Below are 26,630 nucleotides of genomic sequence, written 5' to 3'. Positions count from 1 at the left end.
CACGTCAGCGTCTCGCGCGCGAGCTTCGCCCAGAATCCCTCGTAATCGCGCTCCGCTTGCGCGACGAGCGCGCGGTAGGCGTCCATGCCAGGAATGGCGGCGTTGGCAACCGTCTCGGCGGACGGTTCGAAGACGCGGCCTTCCCGCAAAACCGACTCGATGGTGCTCACTTGTGTCTCCTCCAGTATTTCACGATGCACGTTGCCGAATAGGGCTCGCCCCGACTACCCACCATTGCCTTTGCTCCGCGTTAGTCTGCGGCAACGGCTGCGAGCGCTGGTGCGACGGCATATGCGCCAAACTACCGCGCCTCTCTTACCCAGAACTTACTAGCGTGCGATGTGCGGGCAATCCCCGATAATCCCCGCTGTCGCATCGCGCGCCCCCCTCATGGCCGCTGCTCGACGGCGGCGCACGGCAGCCGCGGCGTTCAGCCACATGTGCCGAGGAATAGAGATCACTGCCCGTCATCGATGACGGCGCCGCGGCAGCTCGCGAATCTGATCGTTCGCGGCGCGCGGCGCCAGCAATCGTTCGTAGACCGAAAGATAGTCCGCGGCCATGCGCGCGGATGTGAAGCGAGATTCGAACCGCTCGCGGCAACGAACACGGCTCAATTCGTCGATCCGATCGATCGCCCGCACGGCGCCATCGACATCGTCGACAATGAAACCCGTCACGCCGTCCTCGACGATCTCAGGTATCGCGCCGCACCGGAATGCGATCGTCGGCGTTCCGGAGGCCATCGCCTCGATGATCACCATTCCGAACGGCTCGGGCCACTGCACGGGAAACAACAAGGCGCGCGCATTGGCGAGGAGTTCGATCCGTTGCGTCCCGCCCACCTCACCGAGGTAATCGACGAAATGCTCGCTTGCTTCGAGCAGCGGCAAGATCTGCTCGCGGAAGTAGCCTGTTTCTCCCGGATGAACCTTAGTGGCCATCTTCAACGGTAAGCGCGCGCGACGCGCTATTTCGATCGCGAGGTCCGGCCGTTTTTGCGGCATCAGCCGCCCGAGAAACAACAAGTAGTCGTCCGGCGATTCGTTGAGTGCGAGCGCATCAGGCCTGAGCCCGTGATGAATCGTCGCCTGCCAGTTCGCCTCCGGCACGGGCCGGCGCTGATCGTCCGAAATGGAGATGAGCGGCGCTTCCGAAAACTCTCGAAAAAGCGGACCGTGATCGACGGGCAGCAACTGACCATGCATCGTCGTGACGTGCGCGCAGTTGAGCCGGCGCGCGAGCGGAAAATGCAACGGGTCGCCATGAAAATGGATCACGTCGAAACGCGCCGCGCGTTGCGCCACTGCTTCGAGTTCGCGCACGTGATGCGTCAGCGTATCCCAGACGTTGGCGTCGCGCCAAAGACCTCGAGGACAGAGTGGAACCAGCTCGGCAGAGGTCGATGAATCGGCCGTCGCGAAAAGCGTGACGTGATGTCCGAGCCGAACGAGCTGCTCCGTCAGATAGTGGATGACGCGCTCGGTCGCGCCGTAGGCGTGCGGCGGGATCGCTTCGTATAACGGGGCGACTTGTGCAATGCGCATCTTCTGTCTCCTGCTCGCTCGGCGGAGCGCTGTCCATGCGGGGCTGCGCTCGCATGCCTCCCTCATCGGAAGCACGGTCTATGCCCGCCGCTCAGCGACACGTCACTATCTTCCTAGACGCTGGCCTGCCCGCTGCTAATATCGCAATTGGGTTCCCATTGGCACATTCCGGAGCAACTGACATGCACTACCTGTTGTTTTATGAAACAGCACCCGACTATCTCGAGCGTCGCTCTCAGTTTCGCGCTCAGCATCTGGCCCACGGGTGGCTAGCCGCCGATCGCGGTGAATTGCTGCTGGGCGGAGCGCTCGCGGACCCTGTCGACGGCGCGATCCTTCTCTTTCAATGCGACGATCCGGCGATCGTCGAAGACTTCGCCCGCAACGATCCGTACGTCGCGGCGGGCATCGTAACCAGTTGGAAGGTCAGGCCGTGGACCACCGTCGTTGGCGAGCGCGCGGCCACGCCGATCAGGCAGACCACGGGAGGGATGGAGGCACAGGAGTAGAAGCCTCGACGGCCGATCGCGTGTTGCCGTTGAGGGGCGTCCGCCCCCCGACCGGAACACGAATCGTCTTACGACGTCGACGTGGTCGGCCCTCGCGGCGCAAGGCGACTCAGCAACGTCGCATGCGCTGGGTAGCGCGTAATGAGCGCCGGGATATCGGCGAGCTCGAACGCGGAAAACTCGAAGCCCGGCGCGACGGTACAGCCGACGAGGGCGAATGGTTCGTCGCCCGCCGGCGCGGCGGCGCATTCGGCCGCAAACCAATAGCCGGCAGGCACGACCACCTGAAATTGAGCTTCCGCATACGCGAGCGCATCGCCTAGCCGACAGGTCGACAATTGGCCGGCCTCGTCGAGCATATGAATATCGAGCGGGCCACCCCCATAGAAGTGCCAGACCTCGTCCGCATCGATCCGATGCCAAGCCGAATAGGCGCCATCGCAAAGCAGGTAGTAGATGGCGGTCGACGCAGCGCGCGCAGCCGCAGCCGTGAGACCATCGCCGGGCGCCAGACGCGCGACGCGAGCCGAATCGCGATGCGTCTCGCGGTAATAACCGCCTTCCGGATGCGGTATCAAGCCGAGACGCTCGACGAGTTCGTTGGCTCTGGGCATATGCGGTATCCTGGGATCGACTTTGAATCGTTCGAAGTTTAGCGAAGCTCCAGGGACAACGGTTCGTGACGCACCTCGTTTTTTTCTGCGGCCATGCCGGCACGGGCAAGACGACGGTCGGCAAGCGCCTGATCGGCCCCCTCATGCGGGCGACAGGCGAAGCGTTTTGTCTGCTCGACAAGGACACGCTCTACGGCCACTACAGCGCAGCCGCGATGGGGGCGCTGACCGGAGACCCGAACGATCGCGACAGTCCGCTCTATCTGCAGCATTTGCGCGAGCCCGAGTACCGCGGCCTCATCGATACCGCACGGGAGAATCTGCAGCTCGGCATCAGCGTCGTCATCGTCGGCCCGCTTTCTCGCGAAGTGCGCGATCGCCGGCTCTTCGACCGAGCATGGCTCGGCGTGGCCGACGACGTCGTCATCCGCATCGTCTGGGTGTACACGTCGGAAGAGACGGCGCACGCGCGCATCGTTGCGCGCGACAACCCGAACGATGCGTACAAGCTCGCGCATTGGGACGAATATCGGCAGCGGCGTTTCGTACCAACGGGCGCCGCGCGCGAGGGGCTGTTGATGTTCGACAATACCGCGCCGACCGCGGACGACTTCGACGCCCTGCTGCGGGCCATCGTGAGCGATCCGTTGTGAGCGCGGTGGCTATCGGATGAAGTTCAGACCATCGTGGCCGCTTGCGCGTCGAGCACCGCCCCTTCGTAAAGCTGACCGAATCGATTCGCGAGAAAATCGCGGAGCGATACCTGCTCCTGCCGCACAAAGCCGCTTTGCGGCAACCTGCCCTCGCGAAACAGATCGAGCACGGCGCACATGGCGCCCGCCGTCGTGATTTGAATCGCGCTCATCGGCATGCCGCAAACGGTCTTGGCAAACACCTTGCGCGTAAAGACGTCCTGCACGAGGAGACCGTCGCGCATCCCGGTCACGGTCACGAAAATCAACACCACGTCCTGCGTCGTCGACGGCACGGCGCGGCGCAGGATCGACTTCAATGTGTCGCGGTCGCTCGCGAGACGCAGATCCTCGAGCAGGAATTGCATCAGATCGCGATGGCCCGGATAACGGACGGACTTGTAATCGAGCGTCTCGACGCGCTCCGCCAACGTTTCGCATAGCGTTCCGAGGCCGCCAGACGTATTGAATGCTTCGTACTCGATGCCGTCGAGCGAGAAATGCTCGAGCCCCTCGAGCGGCTGAACCCATAGCCTGTGCGAATCACGAATCGCCTCGCAAGGTTGGCAGTACTCGTTGATGAGCCCGTCGACGCTCCAAGTCAGGTTGTACTTCAAGGCGTTCGTCGGAAATGCCGGCAGCGCGCCGACGCGCATCTTCACTTCGCGCACGTGCGAAAAGCGATTCGCGAGCTCGTGAGCCGCGATGCCGATGAAGCCCGGCGCGAGGCCGCATTGCGGCATGAACGCGCGCGAGGCGCCCTCGGCCAGGCTACGGATGGCCTGCGTCGCCCGCACGTCCTCCGTCAGATCGAAGTAGTGCACACCCGCGCCGCTCGCGGCCGCTGCCACGTTGACGGCGAGGTAATATGGCAAGGCGTTGACGAGCGCGTCGAAGCCTTTCAACGCTGCCTTGACCGCGTTCGCGTCGGCCGAGTCGACCCGCTCCGTCGCGATGCCCTGACTCGCAAGCTTTTCGAGCGCATGCGCATCGCGGTCGAAGGCGACGACCTCGTAGTCGCCCGTATCACGCAGCATATGGGCGATGGTATGGCCGATCAGCCCGGCTCCAGCGACGGCTACTTTCATGCGGTTCTCCTTTTTTTCCGTTGTCAGAGTCGGTTGATGCGCCTTCTCCTCGCGATGAAGATGGAGACAAAGATGGGAAATAAGGCGCGCGCCGACGTCGAAAACAGTCTAGAGAGGCACCGAAACGGAAAAAAGGTAGAGATCGACGTTAAGACGCGCGGGTTTCGTCGAAATGACGAGAAGAAGTGTCGTTTCGTCAAAACGACACCGACTTGGCCGCTTCACCCGGCAATCGTGCCGCGATCGATCTTGCGCGCGAGGATGATCGAGGTGGTGGTTCGCTCGACGCCCTCCAGGCCGCCGATCTGGTCCAGCAGCTCGTTGAGCCGCTCGGGAGAATCGGCACGCAGCCAGGCAACATAGTCGAACTCGCCGCTTACTGCGCAAAGCAGTTGAACCTCAGGCATCTTGCCGAGCCGTTTTTGTACGTCGGGACCGTATTTCGGGGCGAGGATGATGCCGACGTACGCATTGATACTCGCATCGAGGACGTCCTGGCCGAGACGCACGCCATAACCGGCGATCACCTGGTTTCGTTCGAGGCGCTCAAGACGCGCCAGCACCGTCGTGCGAGCGACGCCGAGCCGGCGCGCGAGATTGGCGACGCTTTCGCGCGCATTGGCTTGCAGTAGCGCGATGAGGTTACGGTCGAGTTCGTCCAGTTGATCGAGGCGCGGCGGTCTCATGAGCAAAAAAGAATACGGTCAGGTTTCATTTGTAAGCGCGTATCTCAATGCTAACGGGTCGTCACGCATTGGTGGTACAAATAGTGCCGGCACGCCTCGCGCGTCCCGGAGCAGGACTCGCCTGGTCGAGCCCGGCGCCCGCGCCCGGCTTTCTTCCACACGACAGGAGTTCTTTGAAGATGAAAAAAACACTCGTCATTCTGGCATGCGCATTTGCGGCGAACGGCGTCTTCGCGCAGGCTTCGGCTCCGGCCGCGGCACCGACGCCCGCCTCTCCTGCCGCGAAACACGAAGCGCGGATCGAGGACCGAATCAGCTATCTGCACAAGCAGCTCAAGATCACGCCTGCGCAGGAAGATCAATGGAAGACGTTCGCCGACGCGATGCGCGACGACGGCGAAACGATGGGTCAGCTCTACGAGCAGCGCATCAAGAACGCGTCCACGCAGTCGGCCATCGACAATATGCAGGACTACGCGAATCTGACCCAGGCGCACGCCGACGGCATCAAGAAGATTCTTGCCGCATTCCAGCCGCTCTACAACAGTTTCACGCCGGAGCAAAAGAAGCTCGCTGACGACACATTCCGCGAGCGGATGGGCCCGCGCGAGCACCGTGGCGCCCACGCGAAATCGCAAAAATGATCGAACTGAAAGACGTCGACCTGCGCACTGACCCGGCGGCGGCCCGCTACGTCAAAGACGAGACTGTGGCGGTCGAATTTGCGATAAACCACGGCGAATTGATGAGCCTCGAAGGCCCGAATCGCTACTCGCCGGGCGATGCGCTCGTGACCGGCACGGGCGGCGCCCGATGGGTCGTCGCGCGCGATCGTTTCGACGCGAAGTACGTGCCGGCCGTCACGAGTCTGCCGCATGGCGAGGCCGGCCCCTATCGCAATCGGCCCAACGTCGTGCTCGCCAAGCGCATGGACGGGCCGTTTTCGATTGCGCGTTCCGCGATGGGCGACGTGCTTCACGGCGAGGCCGGCGACTGGCTCATGCAGTATGCGCCCGGCGACTACGGTGTCGTCCAGGCGCGGCGATTCGCAGCTGTCTATCGCCCGGCGGACTGAGCGTCGAATTGCTCTACGGTGGCAGCGAAGCGGACCGCGCGAACGGCGCCGCTTGCTGCGCTTTTGCCAAGCCGGGCTCTCAGGCGAACTCGTCGGCGAGGTCGACGTCGATCTCGCGCGGCACCGCGTCACCGTTCGCATATTGCTCTTCCAGCGAACCGAGCGCGGCCTCCACATACGCACGCAGCACCGCGAAGCTGCGGCCCCGTACCCTGGGCGGCTGCGCCAGATAGCGGGCAAACGCGGACCGGGCGAAGCGCACGGTCAATGTGATGCGGCGCGCAGTGGCGCCGAAGCGCATCGCCACCCACTGCACCGCGAGTTCCGGGGAACCGTCGTCCGCCGCGCGTTGCACGAATAGTGTCTGTTCTGGAAAGAGATCGCTGATGACGCGCGCGAGCGCTTCCAAATCGGCGTCGGCGAATTCATATCGGTACGGCTCCATCGTCGTCTTCTCTTCTCTTCTCTTCTCTTCTCTTCTCTTTCCGGCCGGCCCGCCTGCCGCTAAGCGTGCGGCAGGCCAGCCGACATCAGGCCCCTGACCGATCGATGCCGTGATACCGGATAGCGCTTACGCTTGCTGCGCTATGCGGCGCTCGTCGACGCCCGAGCCACGAGTTCGCCAGGCAGGCACGCTTCGCTGAGCGGCGCATTCGCACCCTCGATGCGCTCGTGCAGAAACTCGACGGCCCGGTAGCCAATCGCATACGTCGGTTGACGGATCGCCGTGATGCCGATCAACTCGGCCCATTCGGGATCGTCGATTGCCATCAAGGCAACGCGCGCCTGCCAGTTCGCACCCAATCGCGCATGCAAATGCAGCGCGAGCGACAGCGCGACGGGGCCGTTCGCCGCGAAGCATGCGACACGTCTCGCGCCTGCCGCCCGTTTCGCGTCCAGATAGGCGTCGAGATCGGCGTACGCGCGCGCAAGCGCGTCGGCGTCCGCAAGATCGAGCACGACCGTCCGGCCTTCGAGCGGCGGCGCCGCTTGCGCCCTTGACCGGCGCGCATCGTCGAGTGCGTGACGGAATGCCATTTCGCGCAGACGCCGCGAGCTGACCTGCTCGAACGGCTGGACGACGAAGAGAATATCTTCGAAGCCCCTTTCGATCAGATGCCGCATCCCGAGCTGCACGGCAGCGGTATTGTCGAGCCCGACCATGTCGGCCTCGAGCCCGTCGACCTTGCGATCGACGAGGACAGCCGGCGTGCCGCCCTCGCCGAGCCGCCGCAGCGCCTCCTCCTCCACGCCGAGCGCGTTGACGATCACGCCCTCGACGCGGTACGTCGTCATGAGCTGCAGATAGCGGCGCTCCATCTCGAGCTCGTTCGCCGCATTGCAAACGAGCGGCATGAGCCCGAGCGCGTGGCACGCCGCTTCGACGCCGCGCAGCACTTCGACCGTGTACGGATTCGTCAGGTCGGCGACGAGCATGCCGACGAGCCGGTTGCGTCCGCGCTTCAAGCCGCGCGCCATTTGGTTCGGCCGATAGTCGAGGCGCTGGATGGCCGCCTCGATTCGCGCGCGCAGGTCCGACGACAACACATTCGTCTCGCCGTTCAGATAGCGCGACACGCTCGTCTTGCCGGTACCCGCCTCACGGGCGACGTCGCTGATGGTGGCGCGACGCGGCGCGCCCGGTTGTCCGATATTCATGACCGAGCCCCCCGTTTCACGATGTCTCCAGGTTTTCTGCATGCTTTGCGAAATGCTTGAGCCAACGCAAATCTCCTCGTGGGAAAAGTCGAAAGTGAGCCCAAGACAAGCAGGAGCAATTGAAAAAAGCGCGCCCGCGGCGCGCTTCCCAACTTGTACGGTGGCGCGATGATAGCGCAGCGTCGCTCGCCGCACCACTCGTGCAAGCCTTCTAACACCTATCTGAACTGACAGGGAGCCCGGTGGCGCGCATGAGTTGCGCCTCCGAATCGCGGCATCGAGCGCGGCTGATTGTACCGGCGCGAACGGAGGCCGAAACGCAAGTTCGTCAGGACTTCAGGACGTCTGGGTTCGCTACGTTGCGCGAAAGCCGGTTTGCGAGCGCATCGACGAGGTTTTCAGCCGCGCAGCGCGCCATCGCATGCCGCGTTTCGTGCGTGGCCGAGCCGATGTGCGGCAGCGCCACGACGTTCTTCATTCGCAGCAACGGCGAATCGACGGGCAATGGCTCCTCCTCGAAGACGTCGAGGCCGGCGCCGGCGATCGTGCCGTCGGACAGCGCCGCGATGATGGCCGCCTCGTCGACGGTCGCTCCGCGTGACGCGTTGATGAGAATTGCGCTCCTTTTCATCGAGCGCAGCTCGCGGGCGCCGATCAGATGACGCGTCTCGTCGGTGAGCGGCACCTGCAGGCAGACGAAGTCCGACTCACCGAGCAAGCGCGCGAGCTCGACACGACGCGCGCCGTATGCGCGCTCGGCCGCCTCGTTCCGGCTGCGATTCGTGTAGAGCACGCGCATGTTGAAGCCGAGCGCGGCCCGCCGCGCGAGGGCGCCGCCGATGCGGCCAAGGCCGACGATGCCGAGGGTCTTGCCCTGCACCTCGACGCCATATTGCGCCTCGCCGATGCTGCCCTTCCAATGCCCCGCCTTCACCCAGTCGGCCAACTCGACGACGCGCCGGGCCGTCGCGAGAATCAGCGCGAACACCGTGTCGGCCGTCGATTCGGTCAATACGTCGGGCGTGTGCGTGAGCACGATGCCGCGCCTCGTCAAGTCCGGCACGTCGAAATTGTCGATGCCGACTGAAACCGTCGACAGCACACGCAACCGCTTCGCGGACTCGAGCATGGAAGGCGGGATCTTCACGCTCGCGCCGATCGCACCATCGGCCTGCGTGAGCGATTCGGCGAGCGCGGCGACAAACGCCTCGCGCGAATCGAACTGCTCCGGATAGACGGTATCGACGTGCGTGTGCTCGCGCAGATAGGCGAGCACGTCTGCGGGCAGCGATTTATAGACGACGATTCGAGGTTGCATGGATTCACTTTCCAGGTGCGTGAGCATGCGCGGCGAGCGCTTGCGGACGATCGGGTTGCGCCTTCACCGCAAGCGTCAACAAGACGGCGCCCAGGAGCGCGGCGCTCATAAAGGCATAGGAGGCGGCAGGCGAGCCGGTCGCGCCGTTGAGGTAGCCGACCACGTAGGAACCGACGAACGATCCCAGCGCGCCCATGCTGTTGATGAGCGCCATTGCGCCACCCGCCACGTTCCTCGGCAACAGCTCCGGCACGATCGCGAAGAACGGTCCATACGGCGCGTACATCGCGGCGCCCGCCACGACCAGCAGCGCATAGGATAGCCAGAAGTGCGTCGTGCCCAGCATGAACGACGCCGCAAAGGCCACCGCGCCAATGAGCAGAAACGGCCAGACGAACACCTTGCGCGCGCGGAGCTTGTCTGACGCCCACGACGCGCCGAGCATCGCGATCGTCGCGCAGAGGTACGGCAGCGCGGAGAGCCACCCTGTCGCTACCATGCCGAGCGTCGAGCCGTGCTTGAGGATGGACGGCAGCCAGAGAACGAAGCCATATACGCCAATGCTCCAGCAGAAATACTGCGCGCAGAGCTTGACCACGGCCGGCGAGCGAAATGCTTCCGCGTAGTTGCGCACCGGCTTGATGGTGGCCTGCTCGGCCGCGAGCGCGGCTTCGAGATCGCGCTTTTCGTCAGCGGCGAGCCAGTTCGCATCGTGCGGCTTATCCTTGACGAGACTCCACCAGCAGAAGGCCCAGACGACGGCCGGCAACCCTTCGGCGATGAACATCTCGCGCCACCCGAAAGCGTGCACGAGGTAGCCCGAGACGACGGACATCCAGAGCACGGTCACAGGATTGCCGAGTATCAGGAACGTATTGGCGCGCGATCGCTCGGCCTTAGTGAACCAATTGCTGAGCAGGATCAACATCGACGGGAAGACCGCCGCCTCCACGACGCCGAGCAGGAAGCGGATCGCGATGAGCGAAGGAATGTTGGAAACGACGCCCGTCAGCGCGGCGCAAGCGCCCCATAGCAAAAGGCTGACGAAGACCAGCTTGCGTACGCTGCGGCGCTCCGCGTAGACGGCGCCGGGAATCTGAAAGAAAAAGTAGCCGAGAAAGAAAAGCGCGCCGATCAGCGAAGAAAGCGCGGCGCTGATGCCGAGATCGTGGCTGATGCCGGCGGCCGAGGCGAAGCCGAAGTTCGCCCGGTCCAGGTAAGCGAGGCTGTACGTGATGAAGACGACCGGCATGATCGCCCACCAGCGGCGCGGCGCAAGTGTCGCTGTCGCCGGCGCAAGGTTGCCGGTGGAAGTATCGGAGTGATGCGGATGCGCTCGAGATTGGGGATGGTTCATGCCTGTCTCCTGTTTGGGAACGGCGGCGCGGGCTCGCCTTGCCGGGCAGCCGGCCGTTCTCGTCGTTTAGCGGCCGTTCGTGGCGGCCGCCGAATGATTTCGTGCAGTTCATCAATGAGCCGCCTTCAATCCTCAGGCGGGCGTGGCTGTCTGCTCGATGCGGTCGAGCTCGGCCCGCGTCGGAAAACCCTCCGAATCGCCGATGACCTGCACCGCCAGCGCACCGATGCGATTGCCGCGAACGACGGCGTCGGCCAGCCCGCGGCCCTCGAGCAGCGCGCTGACGACACCGACGGCAAATCCATCGCCCGCGCCGACCGTATCGACCACCTGCGCCACCGGTTGCGCGGCCACGTAGCCCGAGCCGTCGGCCGTGCGGAAGTAGGCTCCGCGCGCGCCCAGCTTGACCACCACGCCGCGGGCCCCCGCATCGAGGTAGAAGCGGGCGATCTCTTCCGGGGTGTCGAATCCCGTCAGAATCGCGCCCTCCCCGATGCCCGGCAGAACCCAATCGGCCAACGCGGCCAGGCTGTTCAGCGAAGCCACCATGGCCTCGCGCGACGGCCATAGCGTCGGCCGCAGATTCGGATCGAACGAAATCGTCTTGCCTGCGGCGCGCATTTCGCGCGCCAGGTGAAAGGCGAGGTCGTGCGACGAAGCGGAAATCGCCGGCGCGACGCCAGTCAGATGCAGATGGCGCGCGGCGAGCGCGTAGTCGGCCGAGTAGTCGTCGATCGACAGATGGCTCGCGGCCGAGCCTCTTCGAAAGTATTCGATGCTCGGGTCCAGCCCGCCGATCTCTTTCGACTTGAGCTGAAAGCCCGTCGGGTACCGCTCGTCGACCGTTACGCGCTGCGCGTCGATATGCTCCTTCGCAAGCGTGTCGAGCACATAGCGGCCGAAAGAATCGTTCCCCACGCGGCTCATCCAGCCGACCTTGAAGCAGAGACGCGCGAGCCCGATCGCTACGTTCAGGTCCGCGCCGGCAATGCGTTTCGTGAACCGGTTCACCTGCGCGAGCGGCCCCGGATCGTCGGCGACGAAAAGCGTCATCGCTTCGCCGTAGGTCAGGACGTCCAGTCCAACAGCATGAGGGTCGTTGGGTTGTTTCATCGTAAAACTAGCCTCGGTTTTAAACCCCGCCCTTCAGGGCGTCCGAGCCGGCACCCCGGCTGAATGCCTGGGTTTCGGCGACTCTTTGCGAGGGGTGCAAGCCCCTTCCAAAAGTGTTCAGCCAAACCGGCCTGAAGACTGTTCCGGACAGTTGCTCGCGTCATGCAGCGGTAAGCCAGGCGACGCGCCGCTTCGCGTCGTCGGCAAGATCGCTCTGATCGAGCGGAAATTCGATGCCGCGCGGGACGTCGCGCGGCAGCACGGCAAAGAGCGCGGCGATGAACGGATCGTCCGCGGACGGCGCCGTGGCGAAGCGGCGCATGCCGCTGCCGGCAACGCCCTTGCAATGGATATACTCGACGCGCGGCGCGAGCACGCGAGCCGCCGCGAGAGGCAGCTCGCCCGTCCAATGCCAGTTGCCGATATCGAACGTCATTCCGACAGCCTGTCCCGCCCCCTCCTGATCCAGCGCGGCGAAGAAAGCGACGAACCTCGCCAGCGATCCGTCCGCGGCACGCTGCCCATTCTCGACGACGATGCGCGCGCGACCGCCCGCCGTCGCTCGGCTGATGTTCACCGCATCAGCATAGCTCGCGAACGCGCCGAGCTGCATCTTGACGAAGCGGGCGCCGAGCGCATCGGCCTCGGCCTGAGCCGACGTGAGCGCGTCGGCGTCGAATACGCCGCGTTCGTCGTAAAGCGTGGCCGGCGTCGAATAAACGGTCCAAAGCCCGAGTTCCCCGATCTCGGCACCGAGCCGCGCGAGCGCGTCGAGCGACGCGTCGCTTTCGCCGGCAATCAGTTCGCGGCGTACTTCGAAGCCGGCTGCGCCGGCATCGGCCGCAACCTTCAGCCATGTGCGATGGCCCGAACGGCGAACGGCCTCGATGCCGAACGCACTGGCGACTATGACGATGTCGGCCATTTCAAAAATTCTCCACTTCTCCGGTTGGCGCCAGTCGTTGGAACGACAATCAGTTGGAACCGGTTCCAAATCAATCTGCAAAAAACCGAGCGACGATGCTCGGTGCAGTGGATGATGCCTCCGGAGGGCCGATTGTCGCCATAGTGGAAAGCCCTAGCGTCATCGTAAAACCAGCTTCGGTTCGAAACCCGCCCTTCAGGGTGTCGAGCCAGGCCCCCGGCTTGAAGGCCGGTTCTGCGCAGTCGCTCGCCCATTCGCTGTCTTTCCTGTCTCGGCCATCTGAGCCAGACAAAGTTCGAGAAAGGACGCCGCCGCGCGCGACGGCGCGCCCTCGTGCGGTACGAGAATCGAGAAGCGCCGGGTAAGCGGCCGAGGCGCGAGCGACAACCGCAGCAGCGCGCTGTCCTCGTGCCGCATCGTCATTTCGGAGACGAACCCGACGCCCATGCCGGCGCGCACGGCCTCCTTGACCCCTTCGACGCCCGCCACGGCAAGTGCCACATGCATTGCGACGCCGGCCTCCTCGAACGCTTGCTCGACGTCCTGCCGCACGCCGGAGCCCTCCTCGCGCAGCACAATGGGATAGGCGCCGACCTCGGCGATCGTGGCGCTCTTGCTCTTGCCCTGACCGTCGGCATGGATCGCAAGCGGGTGACCGCTGCGGACGATGGCGACGATTTCGTCTTCGTGCCACGCATGAACGCCCGTGCCGTGCGGCAAGTCCGCTCCGACGGGCCCCTCGATCATCCCAATGTCGAGACTGTCGAGCGAGCCGACGATTTCGCTCGTGTTGCCGCTGAACGTCTCGACCGAGACGTTTGGGAAACGCTGCTGGAATGCCGCGATGAGGTAAGGCAACAGGTAGCTCGCGGGCGTCGTGCTCGCGCCGACTCGCAGCGTGCCATGTGCAAAACCGCGCAGCGCGTCCCGGTAGGCCAGCGCCTGCCTGTGCGTATCGCGCAGGCGCAGCGCGTATTCGGCAAGTTGTCGGCCGCTTGGCGTCAGCCGTATTCCACGGCCGTCGCGCCGATAAAGCGGCTCGCCGAATTCGTCTTGCAGCAGCCGCAACTGGCCGGAGACGGCCGGTTGCGACAAATGTAGCGCCGTTGCGGCCCGGCTGATGTTCAGGTGCTCGGCTACCGCGGCGAAAGTTATAAGCTGATCGGCTGTCATAGGCTTCGAACTATCGGCTATACCAATATCTTACTTCGCAAATGACGATTTTTCATAACGATATGAGCGATTTAGGATAAGGACCATCGCAGTCCTGGAAACACGCTTTCGCTTTGAGGCCACCCATGTCCACACCATCGATGCACCCGGCCGCGCATGCGCACAGCGCAGCCGCCGCGCACGGCCCGCTCAACGGCATACTTTTCGTCGCCCTTTTCGCCGCGGCGGTCACGCGGCTTGCCGCCATGCCGGTCATCGCCGGCCTCGGCGTGAGCCCGCTCATCGTCGGGATCGTCGCGGGTGCGGTGTACGGCAATACGCTGCGCGCGGGCATGCCCGCCCACTGGGCCGCCGGCGTCAACTTCTCGGCGCGGCGGCTCCTGCGCATCGCCGTCGCGTTCTTCGGCTTGCGCGTGAGCCTGCAGGAGATCGCCCAGGTCGGTCTCCCGGGGCTGACCGTCTCGCTGCTCGTCGTCGTCAGCACGCTCGCGATCGGCATCTGGGTCGGCACCAAGCTGCTCAAGCTCGATCGCGACACGGCCATTCTCACGGCCGCCGGCAGCGCGATTTGCGGGGCCGCGGCCGTGCTCGCGTTCGAATCGACGCTGAACTCGAAGCCCGAAAAGAGTGCCGTCGCGGTGGGGAGCGTCGTCCTGTTCGGCACGCTGTCGATGTTCGTCTACCCGCTCGCGTATCGCGCGGGCTGGCTCCACCTTGACACCGCCGGCATCGGGCTCTTTTTCGGCGGTACGATTCACGAAGTCGCCCAAGTCGTGGGCGCGGCGAGCAACGTGAGCTCGGAGGCGACGCACGTCGCGACGATCGTCAAGATGACGCGCGTGATGCTGCTCGTGCCGGTCCTGCTCGTGCTCGGCGTGTGGCTCGCGCGGACGGCGGCCCGTGGCACGGGGAATGCGCGGGCGCCCCGCAAGGTAACCGTTCCCTGGTTCGCGCTCGGGTTTCTCGCCTGCGTCATCGCGAACTCGCTGCATGTGCTGCCGAGCGCCGCGACGCAGGCCGTCAACGCGCTCGATACGTTCGCGTTGACGATGGCGATGACGGCGCTCGGCATCGAGACGCAGCTCTCGCAAGTGCGCAAGGCCGGCCCGCGCGCGCTGGCGACAGGGTTCATTCTTTACGTCTGGCTCGCGGTAGGCGGCCTTGCGATCACGTGGGGGGTCGAGCGCGTGCTGGGCTGACCAATCGAGGAGGGCAAGCGATGGCGTACGAGTTGTACTACTGGGATGGGCTGCAAGGCCGAGGCGAGTTCGTGCGGCTCGCGCTCGAAGAAGCGCGCGCCCCGTATGTCGAGGTGGCCCGCGGGCGTCCCGAGGATGGGCTTGGCGAGGGTGCGATGCTGGCGCTGATGGACAGCAAGGACGAGCCCCACCCCCCCTTTGCGCCGCCGTTCCTGAGAGATGGCGACCTCATCATCCCGCAGAGCGCGAATATTCTCTTTTACCTCGGAGAGAAGCTCGGACTCGCCCCGCGAGACGACCTGCGCTACGTGGTGCACGGCCTGCAGTTGACCATCGCCGATGTGGTGACGGAAGTGCACGACACGCATCATCCGATCGGCAGCGGGCTTTACTACGAGGACCAAAAGGAAGCGGCCAAAGCGCGCGCGACCGACTTCATCGATCACCGCATGCCGAAGTTCATGGGCTATTTCGAGCGCGTGCTGAAGCAGAACCCGAAGGGCGACGCCCACCTGGTCGGCGATTCGCTGACCTATGCCGACCTCTCGATGTTCCAGCTCATCGAAGGTCTCCATTACGCGTTTCCGCGCGCGACGAAGCGCTTCCGCCAGCGTTACCGCAGGCTTGCGGCGCTGCGCGACGCCGTGGCCGCGCGGCCGAACATCGCCGCCTACCTCGCGTCGGAGCGGCGCATCCCGCTCAACGAAACGGGGATATTCCGGCACTATCCGGAGCTCGATCGTAGCCCGGGGTCGGACTGAGCGCGGCTCGATGCTATTCTTGCGCTCGACCGATCTCAGCCAAGGCCGCCGTGCTCTCATTCCTGCTTCGCCTGCGTACCCGCGCCCAAGCGTTGTTCAGCCTCTCCGAGGCGCACACGATGCTGCTTTGGGCCGTCGTCACAGGCGTGCTGGGCGCGTTCGCGACGGCCGCGTTCCGCCGCTGCATCGACTTCTTTCAATGGGTTTTCACCGGCCGATCGGGTAGCTTCGTCGAGATGGCGCGCGCGCTGCCGTGGACCACGCGCATCTTTCTGCCGGCCATCGGCGGCCTCATCGCCGGGTGCTTCCTCCTCTTGGCCGCGCGCCACGCCGATAAGCGCGCGAACACCGACTACATGGAAGCGATCGCGATTGGCGACGGCGTGGTTCCCATCTGGCAAAGCCTCTGGCGCAGCGTCTCCTCGCTCTTCACGATCGGCTTCGGCGGCTCGATCGGCCGTGAGGGCCCGATGGTCCAGCTTGCCGCGCTTGCCGGCTCAGCCATCGGCCGACTCGTGCATTTCGACCCTGATCGGTTGCGCCTGCTCGTCGCCTGCGGCGCCGCGGCCGGCATCACATCGGCCTACAGCGCGCCGATCGCCGGTGCGTTCTTCGTCACCGAAATCGTGCTCGGCTCTATCGCGATGGAGAGCTTCGGCCCCGTCGTCGTGGCGTCCGTCGTCGCCAATATCACGATGCGCGAATTCGCCGGCTACAAGCCGCCGTACGAGATGCCCGAGTTTCCGGCGATCGCGGGAGTGGAAGTGCTCCTCTTCGTCGCGCTGGGATTCCTGTGCGGCGCCGCGGCGCCGCAGTTCCTGCGTCTGATCGACTTTTCGCGGGCGAGCTTCAGGCGTCTGCCCGTTCCGTTGCCGGTGCGGCTCGCCGCGGGCGGCCTCATCGTCGGCATCATCTCGGTCTGGGTACCGGACGTCTGGGGCAACGGCTACAGCGTCGTCAACTCGATACTCCATTCGCCGTGGACCTGGGTGTCGCTCGTCGCCGTCTTGATCTGCAAGATCGTCGCGACGGCCGCCACGGTCGGCTCGGGTGCCGTCGGCGGGGTGTTCACGCCGACGCTGTTCGTCGGAGCGACGCTCGGCTCCCTCTTCGGGCTTGCCGCGCATTCGATCTGGCCGCACGGCACCTCGGGTGCCTTCGCCTATGCGATGGTCGGCATGGGCGCGTTCCTCGCCGGCGCGACGCAGGCGCCGCTCATGGCAATCCTGATGATCTTCGAGATGACGCTCAGTTATCAGGTCGTGTTGCCGCTGATGCTCTCATGCGTGGTCGCGTACTTCGTGGCGCGCGCCATGGGCAAAACGTCGATGTACGAGATCACGCTGCGGCGGCACGCCGACGAGGAAGAGCGCATGCGACTGCGTGCGACTCAGATGCGCGAGCTGATCAGGCCGGCCGAGACGATCGTCCCGCTGACGGCGAGCGTGCAGGAAATGACGCGGATCTTCCTCGAGTACCCGGTAAAGTACCTGTATGTGACCGACGACGACGGCTGCTTTCGCGGCGTGGTGGCGCTCAAGGACATCACGTCGGACCTGCTGGAAAAGCGCGACACGTCGTCTTGCACGGCGGCCGACTATCTGCAGCCCGAGTTCGCGATTCTTACGCCGGACATGCCGATCAGCGTGGCCTTGCAGCACTTCCTCGCATTCCGGGGCGAACGCTTGCCCGTCGTCGCCAGCATCGATGCGCCGAAACTGATGGGCGCCGTCTACAAGACCGCCCTGCTCGACGCCTACCGTCGGATGAATCCGACGCCGTAGTCGCGGCGCCGAGATTGGCAAGTCCCACTCCTTCCTCACCCCATCGGATGCGAAAGCGCGGCGTTTTTTCTACAATGAAGTAACGACCGCAAAAATGCGCAGGTTCCGCGCAAAACGAAGCCTGACGAGCGCTTAGCGGCCGATTCGTCGATTCGGAGCGAAGATGAGCGAACCGTCCCTCGATGCCGTGCGGCGCGACCATGCCGGCTGGATTTTCGTCCACATCGAAGGTGAGCCGTACGACCGCGGCGAGCAACACGGGCAACTGCTCGCAACCGAGATCCAGAATGCCATTCGGACTGCGAAATATCTCGCGCGCTGGGATACGGGCGAGGACTTCGAGACGTTCACGGCGGCGGCGCTCGAGCAGTTCGGGCCGCGGCTCGACACCGAGTTCAGAGACGAGATCCAGGGCATCGCGGCGGGCGCGAAGCTGCCGTTCGCCGAGGTGCTCGCCTGGAACGGCTACATGGACTTGCTGCAAAGCTGGTGGCCGACGAAAGTCGCGGCGCGCGAGCCTCGACTCGGCATGAAGCCATGGCGCGGGCGCCGCGGCCATCATTGCAGCGCGTTCATCGCGACGGGCAGCGCCACGCGCGACGGCGGCATCGTCATGGCGCACAACTCATGGGACCGCTATGCGGCAGGCGACGCGTTCAACGTCGTCTTCGACATCGTTCCGGATTCGGGCCATCGAATCATCATGCAGGGTCTGCCCGGGTGCATCTCGAGCCTGACCGACTTCTGGATCACGTCGGCCGGTCTCATGGTCACGGAGACGACGATCTCGAATTTCGCCGGCTACAACCCGGCCGGGGCGCCGGAGTTCTATCGCTCGCGGCGCGCCACGCAGTACGCGAATTCGATCGGCGAATGGTGCGAGATGTTTGCCGTGGCGAACAACGGCGGCTATGCGAACAGCTGGCTCCTCGGCGATCTGAAGACGGGCGAAATCGCGCGTTACGAGCTCGGCCTTCACTATTCGGGATTCGAGAGCACGAAAGACGGGTTTTACAGCGGCTACAACACCGCAACGGACCTGAAAATCCGCAACCAGGAGTGCATCGGAGAAGGAGAGGACTACACCGACGTCCGCAAGAACGGCGCGCGGAGGCTGCGCTTCATGCAGCTCGCCGACCAGCACCATGGCAAGATCGACATCGAACTCGCAAAGCAGATGATCGCCGATCACCACGATGTCTATCTCGACCGCGGCGACAACCCATGCTCGCGCACCATCTGCGGGCATCTGGAGCTCGACGATGCGCGCTTCGGCGGCTCCGACCAAGGGCCGTTCAACCCCTGGGGCGCCAACGACGGTAAGGTCGTCGACAGCAAGATGGCGCGCGAGCTCGCCTTCTGGGCGCGGTGGGGACATCCTTGCGGCAGGCCGTTCGACGCGCAGGCGTTTATGAAGCGCCATCCGCAATGGAACTGGCTCAACGGATACATGCGCGACCGGCCATCCTGGCCGTGGACGCGCTTCGAAGTGCTGCGTTAAGGGGGCTCACAACTGTCCTTGGCACGAGGCATGCTGCTTGTTGGCCGACCGCTGACAGAGTCAATCAGCGACATGCCGTATCGAGAAGGAGGTCGAGCATGAAAGTCTCGACAGTGACGAGTATGGCCTTGCTTTCGGCATCGTGCTTCGCGGCACCGATACAAACCACGGCGCTCGACAGTCTCACCGCGCGCGCCGCAATCGCGGCGGCGCGCGCAGATGCCGCGCCCGTCGCTCCGCCCGCGCCCGACGTCGCCGCGGACGCCAACTTCGCGAAACAACACTGGGCGCGCATCAAACTCCCGAAATCCCACAGTCTGGCCAGCCACTTCGCGCCGCACGAGCGACAGTCACGGACTTGAAGTTCGAAGCGCGCAACGGAATTGAACGGTCGACGGAGAAAAGATACCCATGACGACATCGGCAATCCCCGAAGAACCCATCGATTTGCAGATCGCGGACGTGCTGCATGCCGTCCGATATCCGGCCAACAAGGATGAGATCGTCGAAGTGGCGCGCGCTGCCGGCGCGAGCAACGAGCTCATTTCGATTTTCGATGGACTGCCCGAACAGGATTACGCGAACGTCGATTCGGTCACGCGGCTGATCGGCAGCAATTATGGGCCGGGGGTGTTCTAGTCGTGCACGCACTAGCTCTCTGACTCCGCTCGAGCCCGTTCATTCCGGCAGCGAGCCGCATCGCATCACATTGCTCTCGGCGAAACCGCCCCGCCGGCGTTTCAGTCAGGTCAACAGCAAGCGAGCGAAGAACCCCGCAAGCACCGTTTTACTGACTTCGTCGGTCACCGTCTGCGGATCGGTCATCCGAAAGAATTGCATGCCTTCACAGAGGCTCACGAGCCCGAGTGCCAGTGTCTCCGGCGGCAGCGGCAGGGGCGTGCCGGCGCGCTCCGAGAACGATTTGATGTAGGCCGCGACCCACTCGAGTTTTTCATTTCTGAAAGCATTGAACCGCACTCGGAATCGCGCGTCGCGGCTCGCCAACAGCTTTGCCTCGACCCAGAGCGGGAAGAAATCGTCTTCGAGTGGCAGCTGGCTGTAGTACTCGACGGCGCGCGCTTCCATCTGCTGGCGCGTGCCGCCCTCTTCCATGATCGACTGAAAGCTTGCCTGCAGGTCGTCGCGCTCGCGCCGCAAGAGCTCGATCAGCAGTTCCGATTTGCTGTCGAAGTTCGAGTAGAACGCACCGCGCGTGTAGCCGGCGGTCTCGGCGATGTCCTCCACGCTCGTGGCGACGAACCCCTTCTTCATGAACATCGCACGCGCGGCCTCGAGCAGACGCTCGCGCGTCTGGTCCCGGCTCTCTTCGCGTGTCAGGCGTTTTCGCTTCATGTCGAAAATTTTAGCATCGCGGCGCGCTGACATTCATCTTTGCACTCAAATACAACTATGTATTAGAATGCACCCGTAAATATGAGACGACGACTCCGCTATGTTGGTCGCGTACGAGCGGTGCGCCGCGTCTCGCGGTGTCCTCGGCGCCGTTTCCTACCTCCCTACGATCGTCACTTCACAAGGCAGGCATCGTGAGTCGTGTCAGAACCCATCCGTCGAATGCGCCGCGCAGGCGCGCTTGCGTCGCTGCTTCGGCGAGCGAACGCAAGCGGCTTAGAGCCGGCACCATGCTCGCCGTCTGCGCGGCTTTGACGTTGAGCGCCTGTCATCCGCGCGAAGCCGCCGCGCCGGCGCCGAAACCCGTCGTCGCGCTCGCCGTGCACCCCGACGGCCGCCCGCCCGCCGCGTCGCTGCCGTGCCAGATCGAGGCGCGCTATAGCAACGTGCTTTCATTCCGCGTCGCGGGCAAGATCGTCGATCGGCTCGTGCGGCTCGGCGATAGCGTGAAGGCAGGCCAGGTCGTTGCGCGGCTCGATGCAGCCGACGCTCGCAAGAACGTCGCAAGCGCACAGGCACAACTCGATGCCGCCGAACACCGCCTCGTCTACGCAAAGCAGCAGCTCGACCGCGACCGCGCGCAGGCGCAGGAAAACCTGATCGCGCCGACGCAGTGGGAGCAAACTCAGGACGCCTACGCATCGGCGCTTGCGCAGCGCGATTCGGCGCGGGCGCAACTCGCCCTGGCCGCCGACCAGCTCGCCTACACGACGCTGACGGCGGATCATGCCGGCGTCGTCACCGAGGAAAACGCAGACACCGGCCAGAACGTCACGGCAGGTCAAGCCGTCTATAACCTCGCTTGGAGCGGCGATGTCGACGCCGTTTGCGACGCACCGGAACGCATCCTTTCGGCGCTGGCGGTCGGCCGCCCCGCCAAGGTCGCACTGCCCGCGCTACCGGGAAAGACGTTCCCCGCGCGCGTACGCGAGGTATCGCCCTTAGCCGACCCGCAAAGCCGCACCTATCGGGTCAAACTCACGTTGCAGGCGGCCGATGCCGCCCTGCGTCTCGGGATGACGGCCGTCGTTGCGTTCGATTCCGTCGATGAAGCGTCAGAACACGTCTTCACATTGCCGGCGACGGCGCTCTTCCACGACGGACAGCGGCCGGCCGTGTGGGTCGTGGGCGCAGGCGCCGACAGGCTGGAGCTGCGCCCCGTCACCGTTGTGCGCTACGACGAGCGCACGATCTCGATCTCGGGCGGCTTGCACGACGGCGAACGCGTGGTGCTTCAAGGCGTGCACACGGTCAGTGCCGGCGAGCACGTGCGCGCGGTCGCGCCGCTTCATCCCGAGGACATCGGATCATGAGCGCGGCGGAGCACGGCCACGCGCACGATGAGAATGCCGGGCGGCGCGGCGCCTCGTTGAAGCCGGCCGCTCAAAGCGAGGACCGTTTCAACCTTTCCGCATGGGCGCTGCGACATCAGGCACTCGTCGTCTTTCTGATCGCGCTCGCCACATTGGCCGGCATCCTCGCTTACACGCGGCTAGGCCAATCCGAGGATCCACCCTTCACATTCCGCGTGATGGTGGTCCGCACTCTGTGGCCCGGCGCGACGGCGCGACAAGTCCAGGAGCAGATCACCGACCGGATCGGCCGAAAGCTGCAGGAAACGCCGCATATCGACTTCCTGCGCAGCTACTCGCGGCCCGGCGAATCGATGATCTTCTTCAACATGAAAGATTCGGCGCCCGTAGCCGATGTGCAGGAGACGTGGTATCAGGTGCGAAAAAAGGTCGGCGATATCGCTTCGGCGCTGCCACCGGGCACGATCGGGCCGTTTTTCAACGACGAATTCGGCGATGTCTACACCAATATCTACACGCTCGAAGGCGATGGCTTTTCGCCCGCTCAGCTTCACGACTACGCCGATCAGTTGCGCACGGTGCTGTTGCGCGTGCCCGGCGTCGCCAAGGTCGACTATTTCGGCGATCCCGACCAGCACGTCTACATCGAAATCTCGAACGCAGAGCTGACGCGGCTTTCCATATCGCCAACCGAGCTGGCTCAGGCGATCAACGCGCAAAACGCCGTCGCCTCGGCCGGCACCGTGACGACAGCCGACGATCGCGTGTTCGTCCGGCCGAGCGGTCAGTTCGGCGACGTGCGCGCGCTCGCCGACATGCTGATCAGCATCAACCATCGGACGTTCCGGCTCGGCGATATCGCGACGATCAAGCGCGGCTACGATGACCCGCTCGTGACGCAAATGCGTGCCGATGGCCAGGCCGTGCTCGGCATCGGCGTGACGATGCAGCCGGGCGGCGACGTAATCCGGCTCGGCCGGGCGCTCGACGCGCAGTGTGTGGAGCTGCGCGCGCATCTGCCGGCCGGTCTCAAGCTGACCGAGGTGTCGAGCATGCCGCACGCCGTCGCGCACTCGGTCGACGACTTTCTCGAAGCCGTCGGCGAAGCGGTCGCAATCGTGCTCGTCGTGAGCCTCATCTCGCTCGGGGTGCGGACGGGGATGGTCGTCGTCATCTCGATTCCGATCGTGCTCGCCGTCACTGCGCTTTGCATGTACCTGTTTGGCATCGGGTTGCACAAGGTATCGCTCGGCACGCTCGTGCTCGCGCTCGGGCTACTCGTCGACGATGCGATCATCGCCGTCGAGATGATGGCAGTGAAGCTCGAACAGGGCTGGAAACGCACCCGCGCCGCCGCTTTCGCCTATACGAGCACGGCGTTTCCGATGCTGACCGGCACGCTCGTGACCGTCTCCGGCTTCCTGCCGATTGCGCTCGCGAAATCGAGCACCGGAGAGTACACGCGCTCGATCTTCGAGGTATCGGCGATCGCGTTGATCGCTTCGTGGTTCGCCGCCGTCGTGCTGATCCCGCTGCTCGGCTATCACTTGTTGCCCGAGCACAAGCACGCGAAGCAGCGCGCTACGGGCTCGACACAACCGCACCAGCACGATGCGGAACACGAGGTGGACATTTACGACACTCGGTTTTATCGGCGGTTGTCGACGTGGATCTCCTGGTGCGTCGAGCGTCGATGGATCGTGCTCGCCATCACGGCCGCGCTCTTCATCGTGGCCTTGGCGGGCTTCGCGCTCGTGCCCCAGCAGTTCTTCCCGAGCTCCGACCGGCCCGAGTTGCTCATCGACGTGCGACTGCCCGAGGGCGCCTCTTTCGACGCGACGTTGCGCGAAGCCAAGCGCCTCGAAAAGACGCTCGACGGCCGGCCCGAAATCGACCATTTCGTCGACTTCGTCGGCACCGGCGCGCCTCGCTTCTATTTGCCGCTCGACCAGCAGTTGCAGCAACCCAACTTTGCGCAGTTTGTCGTCACGGCAAAAACCGTCGAAGACCGCGACAAGCTGGCGCGCTGGCTCGATACCACCCTGGAGAACGATTTCCCGACCGTGCGGACACGGCTGTCGCGGCTCGAAAACGGCCCGCCCGTCGGTTTTCCGGTCCAGTTTCGGGTAAGCGGTGACGATATCGGCACCGTGCGCGCGATCGCCGAGAAGGTTGCGGCGACGATGCGCGCCGATACGCGCACGCGCAACGTTCAGTTCGATTGGGACGAGCCGGCCGAGCGCTCGCTATCGTTCGAGATCGATCAGGTGAACGCGCGCCAGCTCGGCGTGACCTCCCAAGATGTCGCAAGCTTCATCGCAATGACGCTGTCGGGGTACACGGTCACGCAATATCGCGAGCGTGACAAACTGATCAATGTCGATCTGCGCGCGCCCGAACGCGAGCGCGCCGACCCGGCGCGTCTCATGAACCTGGCAATGCCAACTCCGAACGGGCCGGTGCCGCTCGGCGCGCTCGGGCATCTGCGCAACGGTCTCGAGTACGGCGTGGTCTGGGAGCGCGACCGTCAGCCGACGATTACCGTGCAGGCCGACGTACGGGGCAACGCGCAAGGCATCGACGTGACGCACGACCTCGATCGCACGCTCGCTTCAGAGCGAGCGCAACTGCCGCTCGGCTATCGGATCGAAGTCGGCGGCTCCGTCGAAGAAAGCGCAAAGGGGCAGACGTCGATCAACGCGCAAATGCCGCTCATGCTGATCGCGGTCTTCACGCTGCTGATGATCCAACTGCAAAGCTTCTCGCGGGTGCTGATGGTCGTGCTGACCGCGCCGCTCGGGCTGATCGGCGTCGTCGCTACGCTTTTGCTCTTCGGCAAGCCGTTCGGCTTCGTCGCGATGCTCGGCGTGATCTCCATGTTCGGCATCATCATGCGCAACTCGGTGATTCTCGTCGATCAGATCGAGCAGGACATCGCGGCGGGCCAGAAGCGCTTCAGCGCAATCGTCGGTGCGACGGCCCGGCGTTTTCGGCCGATCACGCTGACAGCCGCCGCCGCGGTGCTCGCGCTGATTCCGCTCTTGCGCTCGAACTTCTTCGGTCCGATGGCCACTGCCCTGATGGGCGGCATCACGAGCGCCACCGTGCTGACACTTTTCTATCTGCCGGCGCTCTATGCAGCTTCCTTCAAGGTACGGCGCGACGAGCGCGATGCGCTGCCGGCTGAGCCAGAGCACGCGGAGAATTGATCATGAGGCTCGTGCACTCTACGTTCACCCTTACGGCCAGCGCGGCATTCGTTGTCGCCGCCTGTTCGTTCGGCCCGAGCGGCGATCCGCCGGCCATGCCCTCGCCCGCGCACTATGGCGCTGGGCCTCAACCGGCGCGGACAGCCACGGCGGGAGGTGTCGCGCAACAGTTCGACATCGGCGCCGAGCCCGTGCCGCAATGGTGGCGCCTTTATCGCTCGGAGGCCCTCGATGCGCTCGTTGAGGAGGGTTTGCGCTCGAGCCCGACGTTGGCCGCAACCGAGAAGTCGCTGGCCGCAGCGCATGAGCAATTGCGAGCGCAGATCGGCTCGTCGCTGCTGCCCACGATCGACGCCGCCGGACAAGCCACGCGCGAGCGCTACCTCGGCATACCCGCGGCGGGCCCCAACACGGTGACCTACGACGTATTCGTCGGTCAGATCGAGGCGCACTACACGTTCGACCTGTTCGGTGCCGTGCGCTACGCCAATGCGGCGCTCGGCGCGCGTATCGACCAACAGGCGTTCCAACTCGAGGCGGCACGGCGAGCGCTGGCCGCCAATATCGTCGGCGCGGTGATCAATGCGGCGACGCTCAACCGACAGATCGCGATTACCGAGCGACTGGTTGCGCTGGCGAACGAAACCGCCAATGAGGACGAGCGACGCTACACACTAGGCGCCGCGGCCCACGCGCAGGCACTGGCGTCCCGGCAAAACGCGTATGCCATCGCGGCAACGCTCGCCGGCTTGCGGCAGCAGCGTGCGACGGCCGTCCATGCCCTTGCGGTGCTGATCGGACGCACGCCCGACGCGGCTCCTGCGGTTCCCGACTTGGCAAGCCTGGCGCTTCCGGAGCACTTGCCCGTCGTCATCCCTTCCGAACTCTTGCGCACGCGCCCTGACATTCGCGCAGCGGAGGCCCTTGTGAAGGAGACTGCCGCGGAGGTGGGCGCAGCTACGGCGCAGCTGTTCCCGAGTCTTTCGCTGACGGCCTCGATGGGCCAGGCCGGGTTCAACTGGCCGGCTGCCGTTTCCGGGGCGGGCGCAATATGGAGCCTCGGCGCGGGGCTCTCACAGCCCATTTTTCATGGTGGCGCGTTGCGAGCGCAACGGCGAGCTGCAATCGATAGCTACGACGCTGCAGCGTCAGAGTACAAGGCAACGGTCCTGTCGGCATTCGAGAATGTCGCTGATACCCTAGCAGCGCTCGAACACAACGCCGACGCGCTCGCGTCCTTGGACGCGGCGGCACGAACCGCTCGCACAGCGTCCTACGAGGCGGCGGCACGCCGGCGGGTAGGCGCTTTGCCACCATCTGCGGTGCGGTCCAGCGAACAGGCTTACCTGAGCGCCCAACTCGACACAGTCCGCGCTAGGGGTGTCCAATTCGCCAATACGGCGGCGCTTTTTCAGGCCATGGGAGGGATGCCGGCCCAAAAAAATCCCTGACTGGGAATATCGCAAAGCCAGCGATTAGGAAGCCCGCCGGCCCTGCCGCGACATTTGTGCGGGCTTGTTGTCACTGCACGGAAGTCGTCCTGCTATCGCAGCAGCATATCGCCAAAAGAATCGTTTCGTTTTCTCAAAAATTGGAAAATCTGCGCACAAAGCGTGAAATTTTAACGACTTGCGTATTGGATGACCGCCTATAATGGTCTAAATGAGCACCTTGCTAACGCTGCCGCTTCTGGA

25 protein-coding genes are annotated in these 26,630 nt (G+C 64.5%); 13 read left to right on the top strand and 12 right to left on the bottom strand.

Features of this window, described 5'->3' with window-relative positions:
- Window positions 1–467: 467 nt before the first annotated feature.
- Window positions 468–1,547, bottom strand: a complete 1,080-nt coding sequence (locus B0G57_RS26500) for a glycosyltransferase family 4 protein (RefSeq protein ID WP_018441698.1) — start codon at window positions 1,545–1,547, stop codon at window positions 468–470.
- A 182-nt stretch (window positions 1,548–1,729) separates the two neighbouring features.
- Between B0G57_RS26500 and B0G57_RS26495 the strand changes: the two genes are divergently transcribed.
- Window positions 1,730–2,056, top strand: a complete 327-nt coding sequence (locus tag B0G57_RS26495; protein WP_018441697.1) for a YciI-like protein — start codon at window positions 1,730–1,732, stop codon at window positions 2,054–2,056.
- 68 nt (window positions 2,057–2,124) lie between these two features.
- On the opposite strand, the gene B0G57_RS26490 is transcribed toward B0G57_RS26495, so the two are convergent.
- Entirely contained in the window at window positions 2,125–2,670 is a 546-nt protein-coding gene (locus tag B0G57_RS26490; protein ID WP_018441696.1) for a cupin domain-containing protein, read from the bottom strand.
- 65 nt (window positions 2,671–2,735) lie between these two features.
- Here B0G57_RS26490 and B0G57_RS26485 point away from each other — a divergent pair, with 65 nt between their 5' ends.
- On the top strand, window positions 2,736–3,323 hold the full coding sequence (locus B0G57_RS26485; RefSeq protein WP_018441695.1) for an AAA family ATPase: 588 nt from the start codon (window positions 2,736–2,738) through the stop codon (window positions 3,321–3,323).
- A 23-nt stretch (window positions 3,324–3,346) separates the two neighbouring features.
- On the opposite strand, the gene B0G57_RS26480 is transcribed toward B0G57_RS26485, so the two are convergent.
- Together B0G57_RS26480 and B0G57_RS26475 are read right to left on the bottom strand one after the other, a co-directional pair.
- Window positions 3,347–4,450 carry a saccharopine dehydrogenase family protein gene (locus tag B0G57_RS26480; protein ID WP_018441694.1) on the bottom strand — a complete coding sequence of 368 codons (1,104 nt, stop codon included), beginning with the start codon at window positions 4,448–4,450 and terminating at the stop codon, window positions 3,347–3,349.
- A 221-nt stretch (window positions 4,451–4,671) separates the two neighbouring features.
- Window positions 4,672–5,136 (bottom strand): Lrp/AsnC family transcriptional regulator, encoded by a 465-nt coding sequence (locus B0G57_RS26475; RefSeq protein ID WP_018441693.1) that lies wholly within the window; start codon window positions 5,134–5,136, stop codon window positions 4,672–4,674.
- A 179-nt stretch (window positions 5,137–5,315) separates the two neighbouring features.
- On the opposite strand from B0G57_RS26475, the gene B0G57_RS26470 reads away from it, so the two are divergent.
- Window positions 5,316–5,780: a Spy/CpxP family protein refolding chaperone gene (locus tag B0G57_RS26470; RefSeq protein WP_018441692.1), complete on the top strand. Its 465-nt coding sequence runs from the start codon at window positions 5,316–5,318 to the stop codon at window positions 5,778–5,780.
- Window positions 5,777–6,211: a PGDYG domain-containing protein gene (locus tag B0G57_RS26465; RefSeq protein WP_018441691.1), complete on the top strand. Its 435-nt coding sequence runs from the start codon at window positions 5,777–5,779 to the stop codon at window positions 6,209–6,211. Before B0G57_RS26470 ends, B0G57_RS26465 begins: the two co-directional genes overlap by 4 nt.
- Window positions 6,212–6,290: 79 nt before the next feature.
- On the opposite strand, the gene B0G57_RS26460 is transcribed toward B0G57_RS26465, so the two are convergent.
- The 7 genes from B0G57_RS26460 to B0G57_RS26430 all read right to left on the bottom strand — a co-directional run bounded on the left by B0G57_RS26460 (window position 6,291) and on the right by B0G57_RS26430 (window position 13,756).
- On the bottom strand, window positions 6,291–6,656 hold the full coding sequence (locus B0G57_RS26460) for a DUF3022 domain-containing protein (RefSeq protein ID WP_018441690.1): 366 nt from the start codon (window positions 6,654–6,656) through the stop codon (window positions 6,291–6,293).
- Between the two features lie 140 nt (window positions 6,657–6,796).
- Window positions 6,797–7,870: a LacI family DNA-binding transcriptional regulator gene (locus B0G57_RS26455; protein ID WP_018441689.1), complete on the bottom strand. Its 1,074-nt coding sequence runs from the start codon at window positions 7,868–7,870 to the stop codon at window positions 6,797–6,799.
- Between the two features lie 328 nt (window positions 7,871–8,198).
- On the bottom strand, window positions 8,199–9,188 hold the full coding sequence (locus B0G57_RS26450) for a 2-hydroxyacid dehydrogenase (protein ID WP_020566304.1): 990 nt from the start codon (window positions 9,186–9,188) through the stop codon (window positions 8,199–8,201).
- A 4-nt stretch (window positions 9,189–9,192) separates the two neighbouring features.
- Window positions 9,193–10,440, bottom strand: coding sequence for an MFS transporter (locus tag B0G57_RS26445; RefSeq protein WP_223258743.1), 1,248 nt, complete (start codon window positions 10,438–10,440; stop codon window positions 9,193–9,195).
- Between the two features lie 237 nt (window positions 10,441–10,677).
- Window positions 10,678–11,658, bottom strand: a complete 981-nt coding sequence (locus tag B0G57_RS26440) for a sugar kinase (protein WP_018441686.1) — start codon at window positions 11,656–11,658, stop codon at window positions 10,678–10,680.
- 160 nt (window positions 11,659–11,818) lie between these two features.
- Complete coding sequence (locus tag B0G57_RS26435) at window positions 11,819–12,583, bottom strand: sugar phosphate isomerase/epimerase family protein (RefSeq protein ID WP_018441685.1); 765 nt, start codon at window positions 12,581–12,583, stop codon at window positions 11,819–11,821.
- Between the two features lie 195 nt (window positions 12,584–12,778).
- Window positions 12,779–13,756 (bottom strand): LysR substrate-binding domain-containing protein, encoded by a 978-nt coding sequence (locus B0G57_RS26430; RefSeq protein WP_018441684.1) that lies wholly within the window; start codon window positions 13,754–13,756, stop codon window positions 12,779–12,781.
- A 125-nt stretch (window positions 13,757–13,881) separates the two neighbouring features.
- Here B0G57_RS26430 and B0G57_RS26425 point away from each other — a divergent pair, with 125 nt between their 5' ends.
- From B0G57_RS26425 to B0G57_RS26400, 6 genes are all read left to right on the top strand, one after another.
- On the top strand, window positions 13,882–14,955 hold the full coding sequence (locus B0G57_RS26425; RefSeq protein ID WP_026229849.1) for a YeiH family protein: 1,074 nt from the start codon (window positions 13,882–13,884) through the stop codon (window positions 14,953–14,955).
- Between the two features lie 20 nt (window positions 14,956–14,975).
- A complete protein-coding gene (locus B0G57_RS26420) occupies window positions 14,976–15,716 on the top strand; it encodes a glutathione S-transferase (protein WP_018441682.1) in 741 nt (246 codons plus the stop codon).
- A 50-nt stretch (window positions 15,717–15,766) separates the two neighbouring features.
- Complete coding sequence (locus B0G57_RS26415) at window positions 15,767–17,500, top strand: ClcB-like voltage-gated chloride channel protein (protein ID WP_020566303.1); 1,734 nt, start codon at window positions 15,767–15,769, stop codon at window positions 17,498–17,500.
- Window positions 17,501–17,663: 163 nt separating this feature from the next.
- Window positions 17,664–19,001, top strand: a complete 1,338-nt coding sequence (locus tag B0G57_RS26410; protein WP_018441680.1) for a C45 family autoproteolytic acyltransferase/hydolase — start codon at window positions 17,664–17,666, stop codon at window positions 18,999–19,001.
- Between the two features lie 98 nt (window positions 19,002–19,099).
- Window positions 19,100–19,363: a hypothetical protein gene (locus B0G57_RS26405; protein ID WP_083925672.1), complete on the top strand. Its 264-nt coding sequence runs from the start codon at window positions 19,100–19,102 to the stop codon at window positions 19,361–19,363.
- Window positions 19,364–19,412: 49 nt separating this feature from the next.
- The gene (locus tag B0G57_RS26400; RefSeq protein WP_018441678.1) at window positions 19,413–19,640 is read left to right on the top strand and encodes a DUF2795 domain-containing protein; all 228 of its coding nucleotides are present in this window, start codon (window positions 19,413–19,415) and stop codon (window positions 19,638–19,640) included.
- Window positions 19,641–19,745: 105 nt separating this feature from the next.
- On the opposite strand, the gene B0G57_RS26395 is transcribed toward B0G57_RS26400, so the two are convergent.
- Window positions 19,746–20,354, bottom strand: a complete 609-nt coding sequence (locus B0G57_RS26395) for a TetR/AcrR family transcriptional regulator (RefSeq protein WP_026229848.1) — start codon at window positions 20,352–20,354, stop codon at window positions 19,746–19,748.
- 290 nt (window positions 20,355–20,644) lie between these two features.
- On the opposite strand from B0G57_RS26395, the gene B0G57_RS26390 reads away from it, so the two are divergent.
- The 3 genes from B0G57_RS26390 to B0G57_RS26380 are packed head-to-tail and all read left to right on the top strand — an operon-like array spanning window position 20,645 to window position 26,387.
- Window positions 20,645–21,727 (top strand): efflux RND transporter periplasmic adaptor subunit, encoded by a 1,083-nt coding sequence (locus tag B0G57_RS26390; RefSeq protein ID WP_018441675.1) that lies wholly within the window; start codon window positions 20,645–20,647, stop codon window positions 21,725–21,727.
- Window positions 21,724–24,936, top strand: a complete 3,213-nt coding sequence (locus tag B0G57_RS26385) for an efflux RND transporter permease subunit (protein ID WP_018441674.1) — start codon at window positions 21,724–21,726, stop codon at window positions 24,934–24,936. The genes B0G57_RS26390 and B0G57_RS26385 overlap by 4 nt, the downstream gene beginning before the upstream one ends.
- 2 nt (window positions 24,937–24,938) lie before the next feature.
- On the top strand, window positions 24,939–26,387 hold the full coding sequence (locus B0G57_RS26380) for an efflux transporter outer membrane subunit (protein WP_018441673.1): 1,449 nt from the start codon (window positions 24,939–24,941) through the stop codon (window positions 26,385–26,387).
- Window positions 26,388–26,630: the final 243 nt, after the last annotated feature.

The organism is Trinickia symbiotica, assembly GCF_002934455.1.
Classification (GTDB): Bacteria; Pseudomonadota; Gammaproteobacteria; order Burkholderiales; family Burkholderiaceae; genus Trinickia; species Trinickia symbiotica.
Note: the sequence above shows the minus strand (reverse complement) of the source record. Positions and strands in the feature narration are given on the sequence as shown.